The sequence below is a fragment of the Cohnella cellulosilytica genome (genome assembly GCF_042431195.1).
Taxonomy (GTDB): Bacteria; Bacillota; Bacilli; order Paenibacillales; family Paenibacillaceae; genus Cohnella; species Cohnella cellulosilytica.
In genome coordinates this window covers 263422-277477 of sequence record NZ_JBHMDN010000012.1, presented here as the reverse complement: position 1 = coordinate 277477, position 14056 = coordinate 263422, and the positions used below count along the sequence as shown (strand labels likewise).

General features: G+C 60.6%; 13 protein-coding genes. 7 read left to right on the top strand and 6 right to left on the bottom strand.

Annotated elements, in window-relative coordinates; genetic code table 11:
- Positions 1-701: 701 nt before the first annotated feature.
- The 7 genes from ACFFT4_RS09610 (at position 702) to ACFFT4_RS09580 (ending at position 7681) form a co-directional block, all read left to right on the top strand.
- On the top strand, positions 702-1238 hold the full coding sequence (locus tag ACFFT4_RS09610) for a hypothetical protein (RefSeq protein WP_378047107.1): 537 nt from the start codon (positions 702-704) through the stop codon (positions 1236-1238).
- A 1-nt stretch (position 1239) separates the two neighbouring features.
- A complete protein-coding gene (locus ACFFT4_RS09605) occupies positions 1240-2730 on the top strand; it encodes an AAA family ATPase (protein ID WP_378047190.1) in 1491 nt (496 codons plus the stop codon).
- Positions 2731-2885: 155 nt separating this feature from the next.
- Complete coding sequence (locus ACFFT4_RS09600) at positions 2886-3449, top strand: RNA polymerase sigma factor (RefSeq protein WP_378047105.1); 564 nt, start codon at positions 2886-2888, stop codon at positions 3447-3449.
- Positions 3442-4644: a hypothetical protein gene (locus ACFFT4_RS09595; RefSeq protein WP_378047104.1), complete on the top strand. Its 1203-nt coding sequence runs from the start codon at positions 3442-3444 to the stop codon at positions 4642-4644. The genes ACFFT4_RS09600 and ACFFT4_RS09595 overlap by 8 nt, the downstream gene beginning before the upstream one ends.
- A 141-nt stretch (positions 4645-4785) precedes the next feature.
- Positions 4786-5658 carry a 3-hydroxyacyl-CoA dehydrogenase family protein gene (locus ACFFT4_RS09590; RefSeq protein WP_378047102.1) on the top strand — a complete coding sequence of 291 codons (873 nt, stop codon included), beginning with the start codon at positions 4786-4788 and terminating at the stop codon, positions 5656-5658.
- Positions 5655-6878: an acetate kinase gene (locus ACFFT4_RS09585; RefSeq protein ID WP_378047100.1), complete on the top strand. Its 1224-nt coding sequence runs from the start codon at positions 5655-5657 to the stop codon at positions 6876-6878. The genes ACFFT4_RS09590 and ACFFT4_RS09585 overlap by 4 nt, the downstream gene beginning before the upstream one ends.
- A gap of 113 nt (positions 6879-6991) precedes the next feature.
- Complete coding sequence (locus ACFFT4_RS09580) at positions 6992-7681, top strand: DnaD domain protein (protein ID WP_378047099.1); 690 nt, start codon at positions 6992-6994, stop codon at positions 7679-7681.
- A 104-nt stretch (positions 7682-7785) separates the two neighbouring features.
- Here ACFFT4_RS09580 and mtnB read toward each other — a convergent pair whose 3' ends face one another.
- From mtnB to proB, 6 genes are read right to left on the bottom strand one after another with little or no spacing between them, the layout of a single operon-like run.
- Positions 7786-8439, bottom strand: coding sequence for a methylthioribulose 1-phosphate dehydratase (gene mtnB / locus ACFFT4_RS09575; protein ID WP_378047097.1), 654 nt, complete (start codon positions 8437-8439; stop codon positions 7786-7788).
- Complete coding sequence (locus tag ACFFT4_RS09570) at positions 8436-9128, bottom strand: 2-hydroxy-3-keto-5-methylthiopentenyl-1-phosphate phosphatase (RefSeq protein ID WP_378047095.1); 693 nt, start codon at positions 9126-9128, stop codon at positions 8436-8438. The genes mtnB and ACFFT4_RS09570 overlap by 4 nt, the downstream gene beginning before the upstream one ends.
- Complete coding sequence (locus tag ACFFT4_RS09565) at positions 9125-10360, bottom strand: 2,3-diketo-5-methylthiopentyl-1-phosphate enolase (RefSeq protein ID WP_378047094.1); 1236 nt, start codon at positions 10358-10360, stop codon at positions 9125-9127. Before ACFFT4_RS09565 ends, ACFFT4_RS09570 begins: the two co-directional genes overlap by 4 nt.
- A 27-nt stretch (positions 10361-10387) precedes the next feature.
- The gene (proC, locus tag ACFFT4_RS09560; protein WP_378047093.1) at positions 10388-11260 is read right to left on the bottom strand and encodes a pyrroline-5-carboxylate reductase; all 873 of its coding nucleotides are present in this window, start codon (positions 11258-11260) and stop codon (positions 10388-10390) included.
- A gap of 15 nt (positions 11261-11275) precedes the next feature.
- On the bottom strand, positions 11276-12523 hold the full coding sequence (locus tag ACFFT4_RS09555) for a glutamate-5-semialdehyde dehydrogenase (protein ID WP_378047091.1): 1248 nt from the start codon (positions 12521-12523) through the stop codon (positions 11276-11278).
- On the bottom strand, positions 12516-13643 hold the full coding sequence (gene proB, locus ACFFT4_RS09550) for a glutamate 5-kinase (RefSeq protein WP_378047089.1): 1128 nt from the start codon (positions 13641-13643) through the stop codon (positions 12516-12518). The genes ACFFT4_RS09555 and proB overlap by 8 nt, the downstream gene beginning before the upstream one ends.
- Positions 13644-14056 lie beyond the last annotated feature (413 nt).

Sequence of the window (14056 nt, the reverse complement as noted above, 5' to 3'; positions counted from 1 at the left end):
TGACGCCAAGCTTCGAAGCTTGATGTTACTTTGCGGGGAGCCACCTCGAGTTCCGATGTACGATTCTTTCGAGTATCGTCCTCCGATTCCGACCCATTCGAGCTCCGATGTACGATTCTTTCGAGTATTGCCCCTCAATTTCGCTCCATTCGAGCGCCGATGTACGACTCTTTCGAGTATCGTCCCCTGATTTTGCTCCATTCGAGCGCCGATGTACGATTCTTTCGAGTATCGTCCCCTGATTTCGCTCCATTCGAGCCCCGATGTACGATTGTTTCGAGTATCGTCCCCTGATTTCGCTCCATTCGAGCGCCGATGTACGATTGTTTCGAGTATCGTCCTCCAATTTCGCCCCATTTGAGCGCCGATGTGCGATTCTTTCGAGTATCGTTCCTCCAGTTTTTCACCTCGGAAATTGTTTTTAACTGCCCGAATTGCCAGACATCGTCTAACGATTCGTCTATCATTTCCTGATATACTTTTAGTTGTACCCGATTGGATCGAGAGTTTCGTTTGACCTTATTTGACCAGTACGGAGCCAGCACCAAACCAGCACTAACCAAGGTGCCAACCCAGCACCAACCCAGCATCAAGCACCAACCCAGCATCAATACAGCACCAACCCAGCATCAATACAGCGCCAAACCAGTACCGATCGCTGCCGCCGCCAGCTTAGTTCAAAACATGGAGGGGATCGGCTTATGAACAAAATCAAACTATTGCCCATTACGATAACGGCGGCATTAACGGCCGCCATATTATTCGGAGGATGGTTCGCCTATCGCCATTACGGCATCGAGAAACCGCTGGACAAGGTCGCGGTTTCGGTTCCCGGCGTCGAAGCCGCGAACATCGATATGACCGGCGCGCTCGTGAGGATCAGCGTCGAGCTTGATCCCGGCGCGAATCTGGGCGACGTGTACCGCAAAATCAAGCAGGACGGAGCCGGAGAGATCGGCAGCCGCCAATTGGAGCTGAAAGTGACGGCGCCGGGCAGCGAGCTGCTGGACAAGGCTTGGAGCTATTCGCTGTTCGATGTCGCCGAGGCGATGGAGAACCGCAAATATTCCGGCATCCGGGATGCGATGGCCAAACTGTCGGAGCGGTTCCCGGGCGTGACGGCGGTGACGGACATCGACGAAAATAACGTTTATATTTCTTTGAGGGACGGAGACGCGGCGAAATTCGTCGTGCTTCCGCGCCAGCCTGCGACGTTGGGGGTGTGGCCGAATGCGTAAAATCGGAAGCTACGGCAAAGAAATGGCGATCGGCGTTATCCTCGTCACGCTTATTTTTCTAGTGTACGTCGGATTGCCGCCGGCCATACTGACGATGGGACTGATTGTGTTCGGCGGGATTTATCTGTTCAGCCGCTCGCGCGGAATGGCAATGGGCGCGGCCGGGGGCAAAAAGACGGTCGCCCGCAAGCCGGAGTTCCTGACCTTCGACGATATCGGAGGACAGGACCAGCCGAAGCGGGAATTGCAGGAGGCGCTGGATTTTCTCGTTTACAAGGACAAAATTCAGAAGTTGGGCATACGCCCGCTCAAGGGCATCTTATTGACGGGACCTCCGGGAACCGGCAAGACGCTGTTGGCGAAGGCGGCCGCGCAGTATACGCATTCCGCGTTTATCGCCGCCTCCGGCAGCGAATTCGTGGAAATGTACGTCGGCGTCGGCGCCGGGCGGATTCGCGACCTGTTCAAGGAAGCGCGGCAGCAGGCGGTCAAGCTGAAGCGCGACAGCGCCATTATTTTCATCGACGAGATCGACGGGATCGGCGGCAAAAGGGACGGAGGCCAGCATCGCGAGTACGACCAGACGCTGAACCAATTGCTGACGGAAATGGACGGCGTGCAGGGCGACGAAGCCGTTCGCGTCCTGCTGGTTGCGGCGACCAACCGCAAGGAGCTGCTTGACCCGGCGCTGCTCCGTCCGGGCCGGTTCGACCGCCACATCCAGGTCGATATGCCGGACAAGTCGGGCCGGGAGCATATTTTGCGGCTGCACGCCCGCAACAAGCCGCTCGGCGCGGACGCGTCGCTGTCCAAGGTGGCGGAGGAAACGTTCGGTTTCTCGGGAGCGCAGCTGGAGAGCGTCATGAACGAGGCGGCGATTTACGCCATGCGCGACGAGGCCGAGAGCATCGCGATGGCGCATCTTACGCAGGCGATCGACAAGGTGATGATGGGCGAGCGGATGGACCGCGAGACGACGCGCGAGGAGCGCGAGCGCGTGGCGATTCACGAGCTGGGCCATGCGATCGTCGCCGAATCGGTGCGTCCGAACAGCGTGGCGCAAGTATCGCTTACCCCCCGCGGGCAAGCGCTCGGCTATGTCCGCCACCATCCGCGCCAGGACAGTTACTTGTATACGAAGACGGTGCTGGAGGAGCAAATTATGATCGCGCTGGGCGGAGCCGTCGCCGAAGAGATTTTCTACGGCGGCCGGAGCACGGGGTCCAAAGGGGACTTCGAGCAGGCGACATCGATTGTCAGAACGATGATCGAATCGGGCATGTCCGAGCTCGGCATCGTTCACCCGCAGGCGCTGACGCAGGAGCAGTGGTCGGCGGAGAACGCCGCCATCCTCGAAGGGCTGACGGACAAAACAAGGGAGCTGCTCGGAGGACGCAAGTCGTCGTTTAAGCTGCTGTTGAATCATCTGATCAGCGAAGAAACGCTATCCGGCAAGCAGCTTCGGGATATTTTGTCCCAGGAGGCCGCCTGACGGGCGAACAAGGCTGCTTCGGCTTGCGCCGGGGCGGCCTTTTCGCGTTTTTTAACGTAATTTTAGGTCGAAACGACGCCAAGGGGAAGGAAATCGATTAAAAAATATGATAGCATTGAACCAAGTGTGCTTATGAATCGTCTAACGGATTAGAGGTGGCAAGATTGGAGTCCCAACGGAATTTCGATTTCCTTAAATATATGGTAGAGAGCGACGACAACAAGGGCTTGCTGAACGAGCTGATGACCGCCTACGGGAAGGAAGTCTGGAATTACGCCTACAGCATTACCCGCAAGTGGGATCTCGCCGACGACATCACCCAGGAAGTGTTCATCAAGGTTTTTCGCAATATGCACGCCTTTCGCCGGGACGCCTCGGTGAAAACGTGGCTGCTGACGATTACACGCAATACCGCGATCGATTTTCAGCGTTCCGCTTTTTTCCGCAAGGTGACGCTGTCGGATTTCGTGGAGGATTACGGGCAGCGCCATTCGGTGGAGCAGGACGTGGTGGAAAAATCGGCTGTGAACGAGATGTGGGCAATGGTGCTTAAGCTGCCGAAGAAATATAGGGAGGTTATCATTCTATACGCACATCATCAGATGTCCTTGAAGGAGATCGCTCAAATATTGGACGTGACGGAAGGAACCGTGAAATCGCGAATGTTCCACGCCCGTCAGAAACTATCCAAGATGAAGGAGGCGAGCCGCGATGAATGACAAAGATTTATTCGAGCAGCTAAGAAGCGGTCCGTTTTCCCGAGACGGGTTCGATGAGAATCTGAGAAGGAAAATCAACGATAATTTGGCCAATCCGAGACGGGGGGCGAAGCGGCCGTCTTTTCTCCGGATAAGCGCGATTGGCGCTTCGTTCCTCTTGATTGCGGTCGTCGTCGTCGCTCTGTGGGCGTGGGACGGCTGGGCTACGATGGGGAAAACCGAGGAATTGGCCATTCCGACTTCCCGGGCTTCGGAAAGCGGCGCCGTTGCGGACGAAGACGACGAGGCGAACCGGGTTCCGCATTCCGCGGTCGTGATTGGCTTGCGCAAGGATGAGAGCAGCGCGCGAAGCAGCTATCGAACGGTTGTCGTCGCTTCCGAGGGCGATCGGCTGCAGACGGTCGGCAGCGGCGAAGGGATCTGGATGCCTTACGAGCAAGATTTCTGGCAGATTGCAGCCGAGGACGATACGTTGGGCAAAGGCGATCAGGAACTGTTCGCCTATCTGAAGGGCGTCAAGAAGAAGGCGGATCTCCAGAAGCAGGGCGATTCGCGTCTAAGAAGAACGGAGAAGCTGCTCTACGCGGGCGATCATTACGTGGTGACCTTACAGACCACGAATGTGGACGAGAAAGGAAATTCGGTCGGACGCAGCGAAGTGCTCGTCAATCTGCTCCCGACGCTGGCGTCGACAAACCGCGCCGCCAATCTTAACGCTCTGGCTGCGGAGAACGTGTCGCTGAACGAGGCGTTGGGCGTCGACCTTCCGGCCGGGACGGTCGATCGCTGGGCCGTCGTCCGCGAGAACAACGCCTGGATGGCGAAGCAGGCAATCCGGGCCAACGGAACTTTCGACGTCGAGCAGGTTCGACAATGGCCGACGATCGATGTCCCGCTGGAGAGCACGAACGTGGTCAAAGACAAGCCTCTGGCGCTGGACTGGGAGGAAGTGAAGCGCCTCGAGCCCGATGCGGTCGACGCGTTCACCTCGCAGGACGGAGACGTCGCCCTGATCGTCTCGAACGATCAAATCCAGCTCGTGCCGTATCGGCTGCCGGAATCGGAAAGAAACCCGGTTACCATCGATCTCGACCGGAACGAATCGATCGTAATGGTACAGTGGGCGATTCAGGAGAAGTACGTGGAGAACTGGAAAAAATGGTTCACGGAATGGTTCGCGGATTCGTCACGATAAAGGTGATATGATAAGATGAGAGTACCCGATAAAATGTTCCGCAATGTGAGATTTTTCAGTGCGGAACGGGTGCGCTCATCTTATTCTTATGTATAGGCGGAACATATTTCGCTGCACTTTCGGGCTGGAGGGAACAGACATATGTTTAGAGTCGTAGGCGTAATCGGAGCGGGAACGATGGGGCAGAGCATTGCGGAAATGCTTGCCGTGAAAGGCTTGGACGTCCATTTGGTGGAGAAAACGCAGGACAAGCTGCAGCAGGCGAGGGACATGCTGGAGCTCAGCCTGGATCGTCAGCTGGAGAGGTGGGCGATTACGACAGCGGAGAAGAAGCTGACGCTCAGCCGAATACATATGGAAGCTTCGCTGCACGACTTGGCCAAGTGCGACCTCGTCATCGAGACGATCAGCGAAGAGCTGGAGAGCAAAAAAGAAGTGATGCGGCAGTTGGACGCCATTCTGACGCCGGAAGCGATCGTCGCCAGCAATACGTCCACGCTCAGCTTGACCGAGCTGGCCGGCGCAAGCAAATATCCGGGACGGGTCATCGGCATGCACTTCGTCTATCCGGCCTTCCGGATCGACGTCGTGGAAATTATTCGCGGCCTGCAGACGTCCGACGAGACGTTCGCGAAGACGAAATCCTTCGTCGAGGACGCACTGACCAAAAAAGGCGTCATGGTGTACGAGTCGCCCGGCTACGTGACGACAAGGCTGATCTGCTTGCTGATTAACGAGGCGCTTCATCTGCTCGCGGAAGGCGTCGCTTCCCCGGAGGATATCGACGACGCGATGAGCATGGGGTACAGCTTCGAGCATGGGCCGCTGGAGATGGCGGACCGCTTCGGGCTCGATTCCGTATTGGCCGCTCTCGAGCGCATGTTCCGGGAATACGGGGAGCTGAAATACCGGCCGTCGTTCCTGCTGAAGAAAAAAGTGCGCGCGGGTCAGCTCGGCATCAAGACGGGAATCGGATTTTTCAAGTACGACAAGGACGGTGAACGGCTGCCATGAACATTCTCGTCATTAACGCGGGGAGTTCCTCGCTCAAATACCAGCTGTACGACATGAAGACGGAAACCGCTCTGGCTACGGGACGGGTCGAGCGGATCGGCATGGATTCCTCGATTCTGACCCACGAGGTCGCGCATCAGCCGGAGGTGCGGGAGGTTAGCGAGATTCTCGATCATACGACCGCGATCAAGAAGGTGCTGGATATGTTGACGCACCGCAAGTTCGGCGTGCTGCGAAACATCTCGGACATTCAGGCGGTCGGTCACCGGGTCGTGCACGGAGGCGAATCGTTCAGCGAATCGGTGCTGGTCGACTACAAGGTCAAGCTGGAAATCCGCCGGCTGTTCGACCTGGCCCCGCTGCACAATCCGGCGCATATGATGGGCATTACGGCGGTCGAGGACAATTTGCCGGAGGTGCCGCAGGCGGTCGTATTCGATACCGCCTTCCACCAGACGATGCCGCCGAGCTCGTATTTGTACGCGATTCCGACCGTGCTGTACCGCAAGCACAAAATTCGCCGCTACGGCTTCCACGGCACGTCGCACGATTATGTCAGCCAGCGTGCGGCGGATTACCTGGGCAAGCCGCTCGAGCAGCTTAAGCTGATTACTTGCCATATCGGCAACGGGGCGAGCTGTACGGCGATTATGCACGGCAAATCCTACGATACGAGCATGGGCATGACGCCGCTCGAAGGGCTGATGATGGGGACACGGAGCGGCGATCTCGATCCGGCGGTCGTGCCGTATACGCTCAACAAGGAAGAACTGACGCTAAACGAAGTCAACTCGATGCTGAACAAGCACAGCGGCTTGATTGCGATTTCGGGCATCAGCAGCGACATGCGCGAGATCGTCGAAGCGATGAACGACGGCAACGAAAACGCGAAGCTTGCTTTCGATATGTACGCTTACCGGATTCGCAAGTACATCGGCGCGTATATCGCGGCGATGGACGGAGCCGATGCGATCATTTTCACGGCGGGCGTCGGGGAAAATTCGGACGTGCTGCGCAAGGCGGTCTGCGAGCGCTTGACGTTCTTCGGCGTATGGCTCGACGAGAAGCGCAACGCGATCCGATCCTCCGAGCCGCGCAAAATTACGACCGACGATTCCGCGGTCAGCGTGCTGGTCGTACCGACCAACGAAGAGCTGCTGATCGCGCGCGATACGTTCCGGCTCGTTCAAAACTTGCCCGGCCGCCAGACGGCCGATTGAGGATATGCGGACCGGCGGCATCGGGGAGTCGATCGGCATCCCGCGTAACGTTGTGCCGGCTTTATTCGCAATCCCCGCTTAATCGCGTTCGATAAGGGAGGTATAAACAAGGGATGAACGATCGCAGCTCTTTGGCCAAAGGAATGGCGGAGGCTTATATGGACGGGGCCGTCAGCGTCCCTTACGCCCTGCTTCGCACTTACAGAGCGCTTAAACTCAATGATACGGAAGCGATGCTGCTGATGCATCTGATCGCTTACCGTCAGCTCGAGTTGAACGACTTTCCGACGATCGAACAGCTGCAGGAGCGGTTGGGCTGTTCGCCCGCTCTCGTCGGGCAGACGCTGCAGAAGCTGATGAAAATGGGCTTTGTCTCGATCGACGAAGTGTTCGACCCGTCAACGGGCATCCAGTCGGAGAGATACAATTTGTCCGGACTTTTCCACGAGATCGGCGCTTTGCTGTCGGCAGGGGAGCTGCCGATCCGGGGGGACGAGACGGCGGCAGCCGCCGACAGGCAAGCTTCCCGGCCTGCGATGGCTCCGGTGGCAGGCAGCCTGTTCACGCTGTTCGAGCAGGAGTTCGGACGCCCGCTGACGCCGATGGAATTCGAGACGATGAACGGCTGGCTCGATCAGGACCAATATCCGGAGGAACTGGTTCGCTTCGCGCTGAAGGAATCGGTATTCGCGGGCAAGCTGAGCTTCCGCTATATCGACCGGATTCTCCTCGAATGGAGCCGCAATCGGGTGACGAACGTCGAGGAGGCGCGCGACCATGCGCAGAAGTTCCGCGCCCGGTAAGCCGGGGCGGCGCAGCCTGTATAAACCAAAATCCGCTTCATCGCCTGCGGCAAGCAGACGATGAAGCGGATTTTTTTGGCGCTTGTGGCGAAGCCGAAGTCGAGTCACCCTTTGCGTCCGGCAAGAAGCTCCCAGCGATAGACGTACTCGAACAGAAACTCGAACGCCTCCAGATGTTTTTTCGCCTCGAAGGCGTCCTTGCCCCAGGCGCATACGCCATGCTTGCGGATAAGCAGACCGGGCACGCGCGGATCGAGCCGTTCGGTTATTTCCGGGACGATGCGAGGCACGTCGGCGTAGTTGGTCAGGATCGGCACGTCGATGCGCGCGTCCTCCTCCCAAATGTTGAACGCCTTGATCAGCTCGACGCCCTGAATCGGCACGGCGCGGCGTTCCCAGAACCATTCGGAGACGAGGTTGTTGAATACGCTGTGGATGTGGAAAATGGCGCCCGCGCCCGTAAGCCGATAGATCTCGCGGTGCAGCGACGTTTCGGCGGAAGGCTTGAGCGTCGTCGCCTCGCACGGCTTGCCGTCCTGGTCGACGAACAGGAAGTCCTCCGGCGTCGAACGCGTCTTGTCCTTGCCGCTGGCCGTAACGGCGAAATAAAAGCGTTCGGGCGAGTAGGGGCCGATCCGCATCGACAGGTTGCCGCCCGTGCCGGCGAACCAGCCGCGCGAGGCGAAATCCGCCTTGACCTCGGTAAATTCGCCCAGCACGCGCCGCTTCTCTTCGGTCGTAATGTCCGCGAAGCTCATGAGCGCAAGCCTCCTTGCTCCAGATGATGGATGACGTCGTGGAACGTCTCGAACGGCAGATGCGGAAGATCCAGCTCCCGGCACTTGTCCGTCAGATGGGAGCGGGAGAAGACGAGATCGACGATCTTCGCTCCCGGAAAATCGGTAACGCTGTCCCCGATCAGAATGCGGTAGTAGCGGTCCTCCGGGAAACGGCGGATGACGGCGGTTTTGCACATGCCGCAGCGGCCGCGGTTGTCGCAAAACTCGTCGCAGTCGTGCGGCCACGTAATCCGAATGCGTTCTCCGCTGAAGTCGCTGCCGTTGCAGTAAATATGATCGGCCGGAATGCCGAACGGCGCCAGCAGCGGATGGACGAAAAAGTCGATGCCGCCGCTCGTGACGTAGAACGGCACGTCATGGGCCTTGCACCACGCGAGCAGCTCGGCGAAGCCCGGGCGGATGCCCGCGCTCGTCAGGATGTAGTCCCGCACCTCGTCTTTCATGGAAGAAGGGAGGAGAGCGAACATCTCGCCGACGCCTTGTTTGACCGACTTGGCGTCGGCGATGATGTCCTGGACGATCGCATCCCAGCCCGGCGGGTGAAAATGCTTCATGACGGCGACAATGTTGTCGTTCATCGTGATCGTGCCGTCGAAGTCGCAGAACAGCACCGGTTGGCGCGGAAATCTGGCTGTTGTGCCGCTCAAGATGTGCGTACCCCCCATCGTTCGATGGCGAGGCGCAATTCCTCATGGTTCTCGGCGAATCGCTCCAGCGGGACTCCCGTCCTCACCGCGTCGACCGCCTGACGGAACGCGCGTCCTCCGGCGGCCGCGCCCCCGGGATGGCCGTGCACGCCGCCGCCCGCGTTCACGACGACCTCCGGCCCGAAGTCGCCCATAATGAGCGGCACGAGCCCCGGATGGATGCCCGCGGACGGAACCGGGAACGACGTCTTCTGCGGCAGACTGGGTGCCAGCAGCGCCTCCATGACCGCGAGATTTTCCGCCTTCGGCATAACGACGGAGCCGTAAGGGGAAGGGAAGAGCGACAGGTCCGCGCCGGCGATCCGCATCAGCTTGCCGAGCAGCACGGGCGCGGAGATGCCGTAGTGAGGCGACGGATAGAAAGCGCCTGCCATCGCCGGGTGAGCGGCGATCGGAACGTTAATGTCCAGGTCCTTGGCCAGCTCGGCCAGCGCATCGAAGCCGTAGGCGAGCACGTTGAACAGCAGGCCGCTGGCTCCCGCCGCAATCGCCCGCTTGGCGTTCGCTTTCAGCTCGAACGTCGAGCCGGTCAAGTTGGCGAAGTAGATCAGCTTCTGCCCGGTTGCCTGCTCCGCCTCGCGGGCGGCGGATATGCATGCCTCCACGCGGCGCTCGAGCGGAGTCAGCGGGTTCTCGAACAAAATTTCGTCGTCCTTGATCAAGTCGACGCCGCCGAGCGCCTGCTGGAGAAACTGCTCGCGAAGATTCGCCAGATCGTGGCCGATGACGGATTTAAATATGCTCATGACGAGCGGACGATCATGGACGCCAAGCAAGTCGCGCACGCCTTGAACGCCGAATTTCGGTCCCGGGAACGCGCTCAGGAAATCGGCCGACGGCGCAATGTCGATCAGCTTGATGCGGCCGTCCATCGACAGCTTGCCGAACGCGGTCACCAGGAACGCGGGAATATCGCGGCTGAAGTTGACGTCCGGATAAGCGATGGTAATATCGGCGTAGCGCTCGCCCGGCTGCGCGTTCTCCGGCTCGTGCGCTTCTATGGACACGACTTGTCCGAGATGCTTCTGCATCTGTTCCTTGGCCGCCTCGGGCAGCTCGGTCCAGCTGCCGACGGTCAGACCGACGGCGATGCCCTGCGCCTTCTTCGCGAAGTCGGCCTTGTCGTCGTGCAGCCGGTAGGTGGCCAAGCTGTAGGATGGAGATAAATTCATTTCGGGATCAGCCTTCTTTCCGTACAATCAAGATTTTGCGGCTTCGTCGCGGATCGCTTCGCCCATCTCGCGGGCTCTTTCAGCGCAGCGGACGATCGCCTGGTTCATGCCCTCGCGGAAGTCGAACCGTTCCAGCGTGCGAATCGCCGCCTCGGTCGTTCCGTTCGGAGACGTAACCTTGCGGCGCAGCTCCTCGGGGCTTTCCCCGGTAGCCAGCACCATCTCCGCCGCTCCCCGAACCGTCTGGACGGTGAGCGTCTTGGCCGCTTCCGGCGTCAAGCCAAGCTTCACGCCGGCGTCGATCATCGCTTCCATCAAGTAATAGACGTAAGCGGGGCCGCTGCCGGACACGCCGTTCACCGCTTCGATCAGCGGCTCCTCGACGACGGCGGTCATGCCGACCGAGCCGAACATCGCCAGCGCCAGCTCGCGGTTTTCCGCGGTTACGGAGGAGGAGAAGCTGATGCCCGTCGCGCCGAGTCCGATCGTGCTCGACGTATTGGGCATCGTGCGGACGACCGGCTGCTCGCGTCCGAGCAGCTGGTGGACGGTGGAGATGGACAGCCCGGCGACGAGCGATACGATCAACTGCTCCGGGCGAAGCAGCGGTTTAAGCGCCTTGATCGCGGCGGCGGCGTCCTTCGGCTTCATGCCGAGCACAATAACGTCGGCCGCCGTCAGCGCCGCGTTTTTCTTGTCGTCCGTGTCGGCCGGGACGACGCCGTAACGGGAGGAGAGCTCCCGAAGCCGGTCGGCGTTCTGACGGTTCAGGACGGAGATGCTGCCCGGCTCGGCGAGCTTGGGCTCGACCAGACCGCGCAAAATCGCCTCCGCCATCGAGCCGGCGCCATAGAAGCAAAGTCGAACTCCCCGCAAGGGGGAGTGGGTTGGATTTGTCATTTTCTGCCGCTCCTCTTAAGCTCTGATTTGGCCCGATCCGGCGATGCGGTATTTTGTGGAGGTTAACGCGGGCAAGCCCATCGGTCCGCGCGCATGCAGCTTCTGCGTGCTGATGCCGATCTCCGCGCCGAAGCCGAATTCGAAGCCGTCGGTGAAGCGGGTAGAGGCGTTGTGATAGACGGCGGCGGCGTCGACCTCCTGCAGGAAGCGTTCGGCGTTCGCCGCATTTTCCGTTACGATGCACTCCGAATGCTGCGTGCCGAATCGGCGAATATGGGCCAGCGCTTCGTCTACATCTTTTACAACTTTCACGTTCAAAATGTAGTCGTTGTATTCGGTGGCGAAATCTTCGTCCGTTGCCGGCGCCAGCGTCGGAACGGTGCGGCGCGAAGCCTCGCAGCCCTTCAGCGCGACGCCGGCCTGCGTGAACTTGTCGGCCAGCGCCGCCAGATGCCCGGCCGCGAACGACTCGTGCAGCAGCAGCGTCTCCATGGAGTTGCATACCGACGGACGCTGCACCTTCGCGTTCAGCGCAATCGCCTCGAGCATGCCGTAATCGGCGCTCTCGTCCGCGTACGTGTGACAGATGCCCGCCCCGGTCTCGATGACGGGCACCGTGGCGTTCTGCACGACGTTGCGAATCAGCGACGCGCCGCCGCGGGGAATAATCACGTCCAGCAGCCCGTTCAGCTTCAGCATTTCGTCGACCGATTTGCGGTCCGAGTCTTCAATGAGCTGCAGCGCGTCTTCGGGCAGGGCCGAGCGCGACAGCGCCTCGCGCATAACCGCGACGATGGCGCGGTTGGAGGAGAGCGCCGCCGAACCGCCGCGCAGGACGACGGCGTTGCCGGTCTTCAGGCACAGCGACGCGGCGTCCACGGTGACGTTCGGCCGCGCCTCGTAGATCATGCCGATGACGCCGAGCGGCACGCGGCGCTGCTCGATGCGCAGGCCGTTCGGCCGCTCGAATTGCTGCAGCGTCTCGCCGACCGGATCGGGCAGCTCGACGACCTCGCGGACGCCCTGGGCGATGCCTTGCAGCCGCTCCGGAGTCAGCTTCAGCCGGTCGAGCAGCGATTCCGACGTGCCCTGTTCCCGGCCGCGGACGATATCCTCTTCATTGGCGGCCAGCAGCCGCTCCTCGGCGGCCAGCAGGGCGTCGGCGATCAACGTCAGGGCTTCGTTCTTCTGCCCGGTGGTCAGCATGTTCAGCGCGGCGGTCGTTTCCCGCGCCGCCTTGGCTTTCTTTACGACTTCACTCATGTGCTTGAGCCTCCTTAACAATCGTGGATGCGACCCATTCGTCGCGGTGAATGACTTCGATGCGGGCGACGTCGACGCGTTTGCGCGCCTCTTCGGACGACAAGCCGGCGACGGCGGTAATCTGCCAGGCGGCATAATTGGTAATGCCCCGGCCGAGCACGCGGCCGCCCGGACCCGCGACTTCGACGACTTCGCCGGGGTGGAAGTCGCCCTCCGCCGCCGTAATTCCGGCGGGCAGCAGACTGCTTCCCCGGTTCAACAGCGCGTCCTCCGCGCCGACGTCGACGACGATGCGGCCTTGCGGGTCGGACAAAAAGCCGACCCAATGCTTCTTCGCGGACAGAGCGTGGAGGGAGGGGACAAAATAAGTGCCTTTGCCGCCGCCGTCCGCGGCCGCCCGCAAATCTCCGCGCTCCGACACCCGTCCGACGAACAGGGGAACGCCGCCCCTCATGGCGATGCGCGCCGCGTCGAGCTTGGAGCGCATCCCGCCGGTGCCGACCGAGGACCCCGCGCCTCCCGCCATCCGGTACAGTTCTTCCGTGAGCGCCTCGACGCGTTCGATGCGCGCCGCCTCCGGCGTTTTGCGGGGATCCCCCGTGTACAGTCCGTCCATGTCGGTCAGAATGTACAGCCCGTCGGCCTTGACCAGATTGGCGACCAGCGCGGAGAGGGAGTCGTTCTCCCCGAACCGGATTTCGTCCACGGCGACGGTGTCGTTCTCGTTAATGATCGGAATCGCCCGCTGCTTGAGCAGTTCTTCGATCGTTCTTGTGGCGTTCCGCGCCCGGCCCCGATCGCTGAAATCCGGACGGGTGAGCAGAATTTGCGCGGCCGCGATGCCGCTTGCGCCGAGCGCCTCCTGATAAGCCTGCATCAGCAGCGCCTGCCCGACCGAAGCGGCCGCCTGCTTCTCGTGCACAAGCTTCGGCCGCTCTGTATAGCCGAGCCGGCGAAACCCCGCGGCGATCGCCCCGGAGGTGACGAGCAGCACCTGATGGCCTTCGCCGTGCAGGGACGCCAACTCGTCCGCGAAAAACTTCACCTGAGCCCGATTCAGCCCGCCCTGCTCGGAGGTGAGGGAGCTGCTACCTATTTTCACTACGATCCGTTTGCCCATACGTTCAACCCCTTATCCAGCCATAAAAAAAAACTCCCGCCCTGTAAAGGACGAAAGCTTATCTTCCGCGGTACCACCTTCGTTGACGGCGCCGGAATACAGAGGCCGCCGTCCTCTTATGCTCCCGATAACAGCGGGCGCTGTCCGGCTCGTCGCCGTCCGCTCGGGGATGGGGGAGGCGGGGGCGGGGCAAGCTCTCCCAGCCAAGGAGCCTGCTCTCTGAACGCGCCCGATTCCGCTTCGTTTCCCGTCGTTGCGTTGCTATGATCCGCCGGTCGCCCCGGCGCTCGAATATTCTAAGAATACCATGCGCCGCAAGGGTTGTAAAGGAACGGACGGCCGGGGAGGCGGCTTGGCGGGCCGGCTGCCCGGGCGCGCCGACGGCGGAAGACGGCTTGGCCGCCGCGCGCCGG

What these genes read in the sequence shown, in the direction of transcription:
- ACFFT4_RS09585 (WP_378047100.1), top strand. Translation starts at nt 5,655, where the DNA reads ATGAACATTCTCGTCATTAACGCGGGGAGTTCCTCGCTCAAATACCAG.
- proC (WP_378047093.1), bottom strand. Translation starts at nt 11,260, where the DNA reads ATGACAAATCCAACCCACTCCCCCTTGCGGGGAGTTCGACTTTGCTTC.
- ACFFT4_RS09580 (WP_378047099.1), top strand. Translation starts at nt 6,992, where the DNA reads ATGAACGATCGCAGCTCTTTGGCCAAAGGAATGGCGGAGGCTTATATG.
- ACFFT4_RS09555 (WP_378047091.1), bottom strand. Translation starts at nt 12,523, where the DNA reads ATGAGTGAAGTCGTAAAGAAAGCCAAGGCGGCGCGGGAAACGACCGCC.
- proB (WP_378047089.1), bottom strand. Translation starts at nt 13,643, where the DNA reads ATGGGCAAACGGATCGTAGTGAAAATAGGTAGCAGCTCCCTCACCTCC.
- mtnB (WP_378047097.1), bottom strand. Translation starts at nt 8,439, where the DNA reads ATGAGCTTCGCGGACATTACGACCGAAGAGAAGCGGCGCGTGCTGGGC.
- ACFFT4_RS09590 (WP_378047102.1), top strand. Translation starts at nt 4,786, where the DNA reads ATGTTTAGAGTCGTAGGCGTAATCGGAGCGGGAACGATGGGGCAGAGC.
- ACFFT4_RS09565 (WP_378047094.1), bottom strand. Translation starts at nt 10,360, where the DNA reads ATGAATTTATCTCCATCCTACAGCTTGGCCACCTACCGGCTGCACGAC.
- ACFFT4_RS09610 (WP_378047107.1), top strand. Translation starts at nt 702, where the DNA reads ATGAACAAAATCAAACTATTGCCCATTACGATAACGGCGGCATTAACG.
- ACFFT4_RS09595 (WP_378047104.1), top strand. Translation starts at nt 3,442, where the DNA reads ATGAATGACAAAGATTTATTCGAGCAGCTAAGAAGCGGTCCGTTTTCC.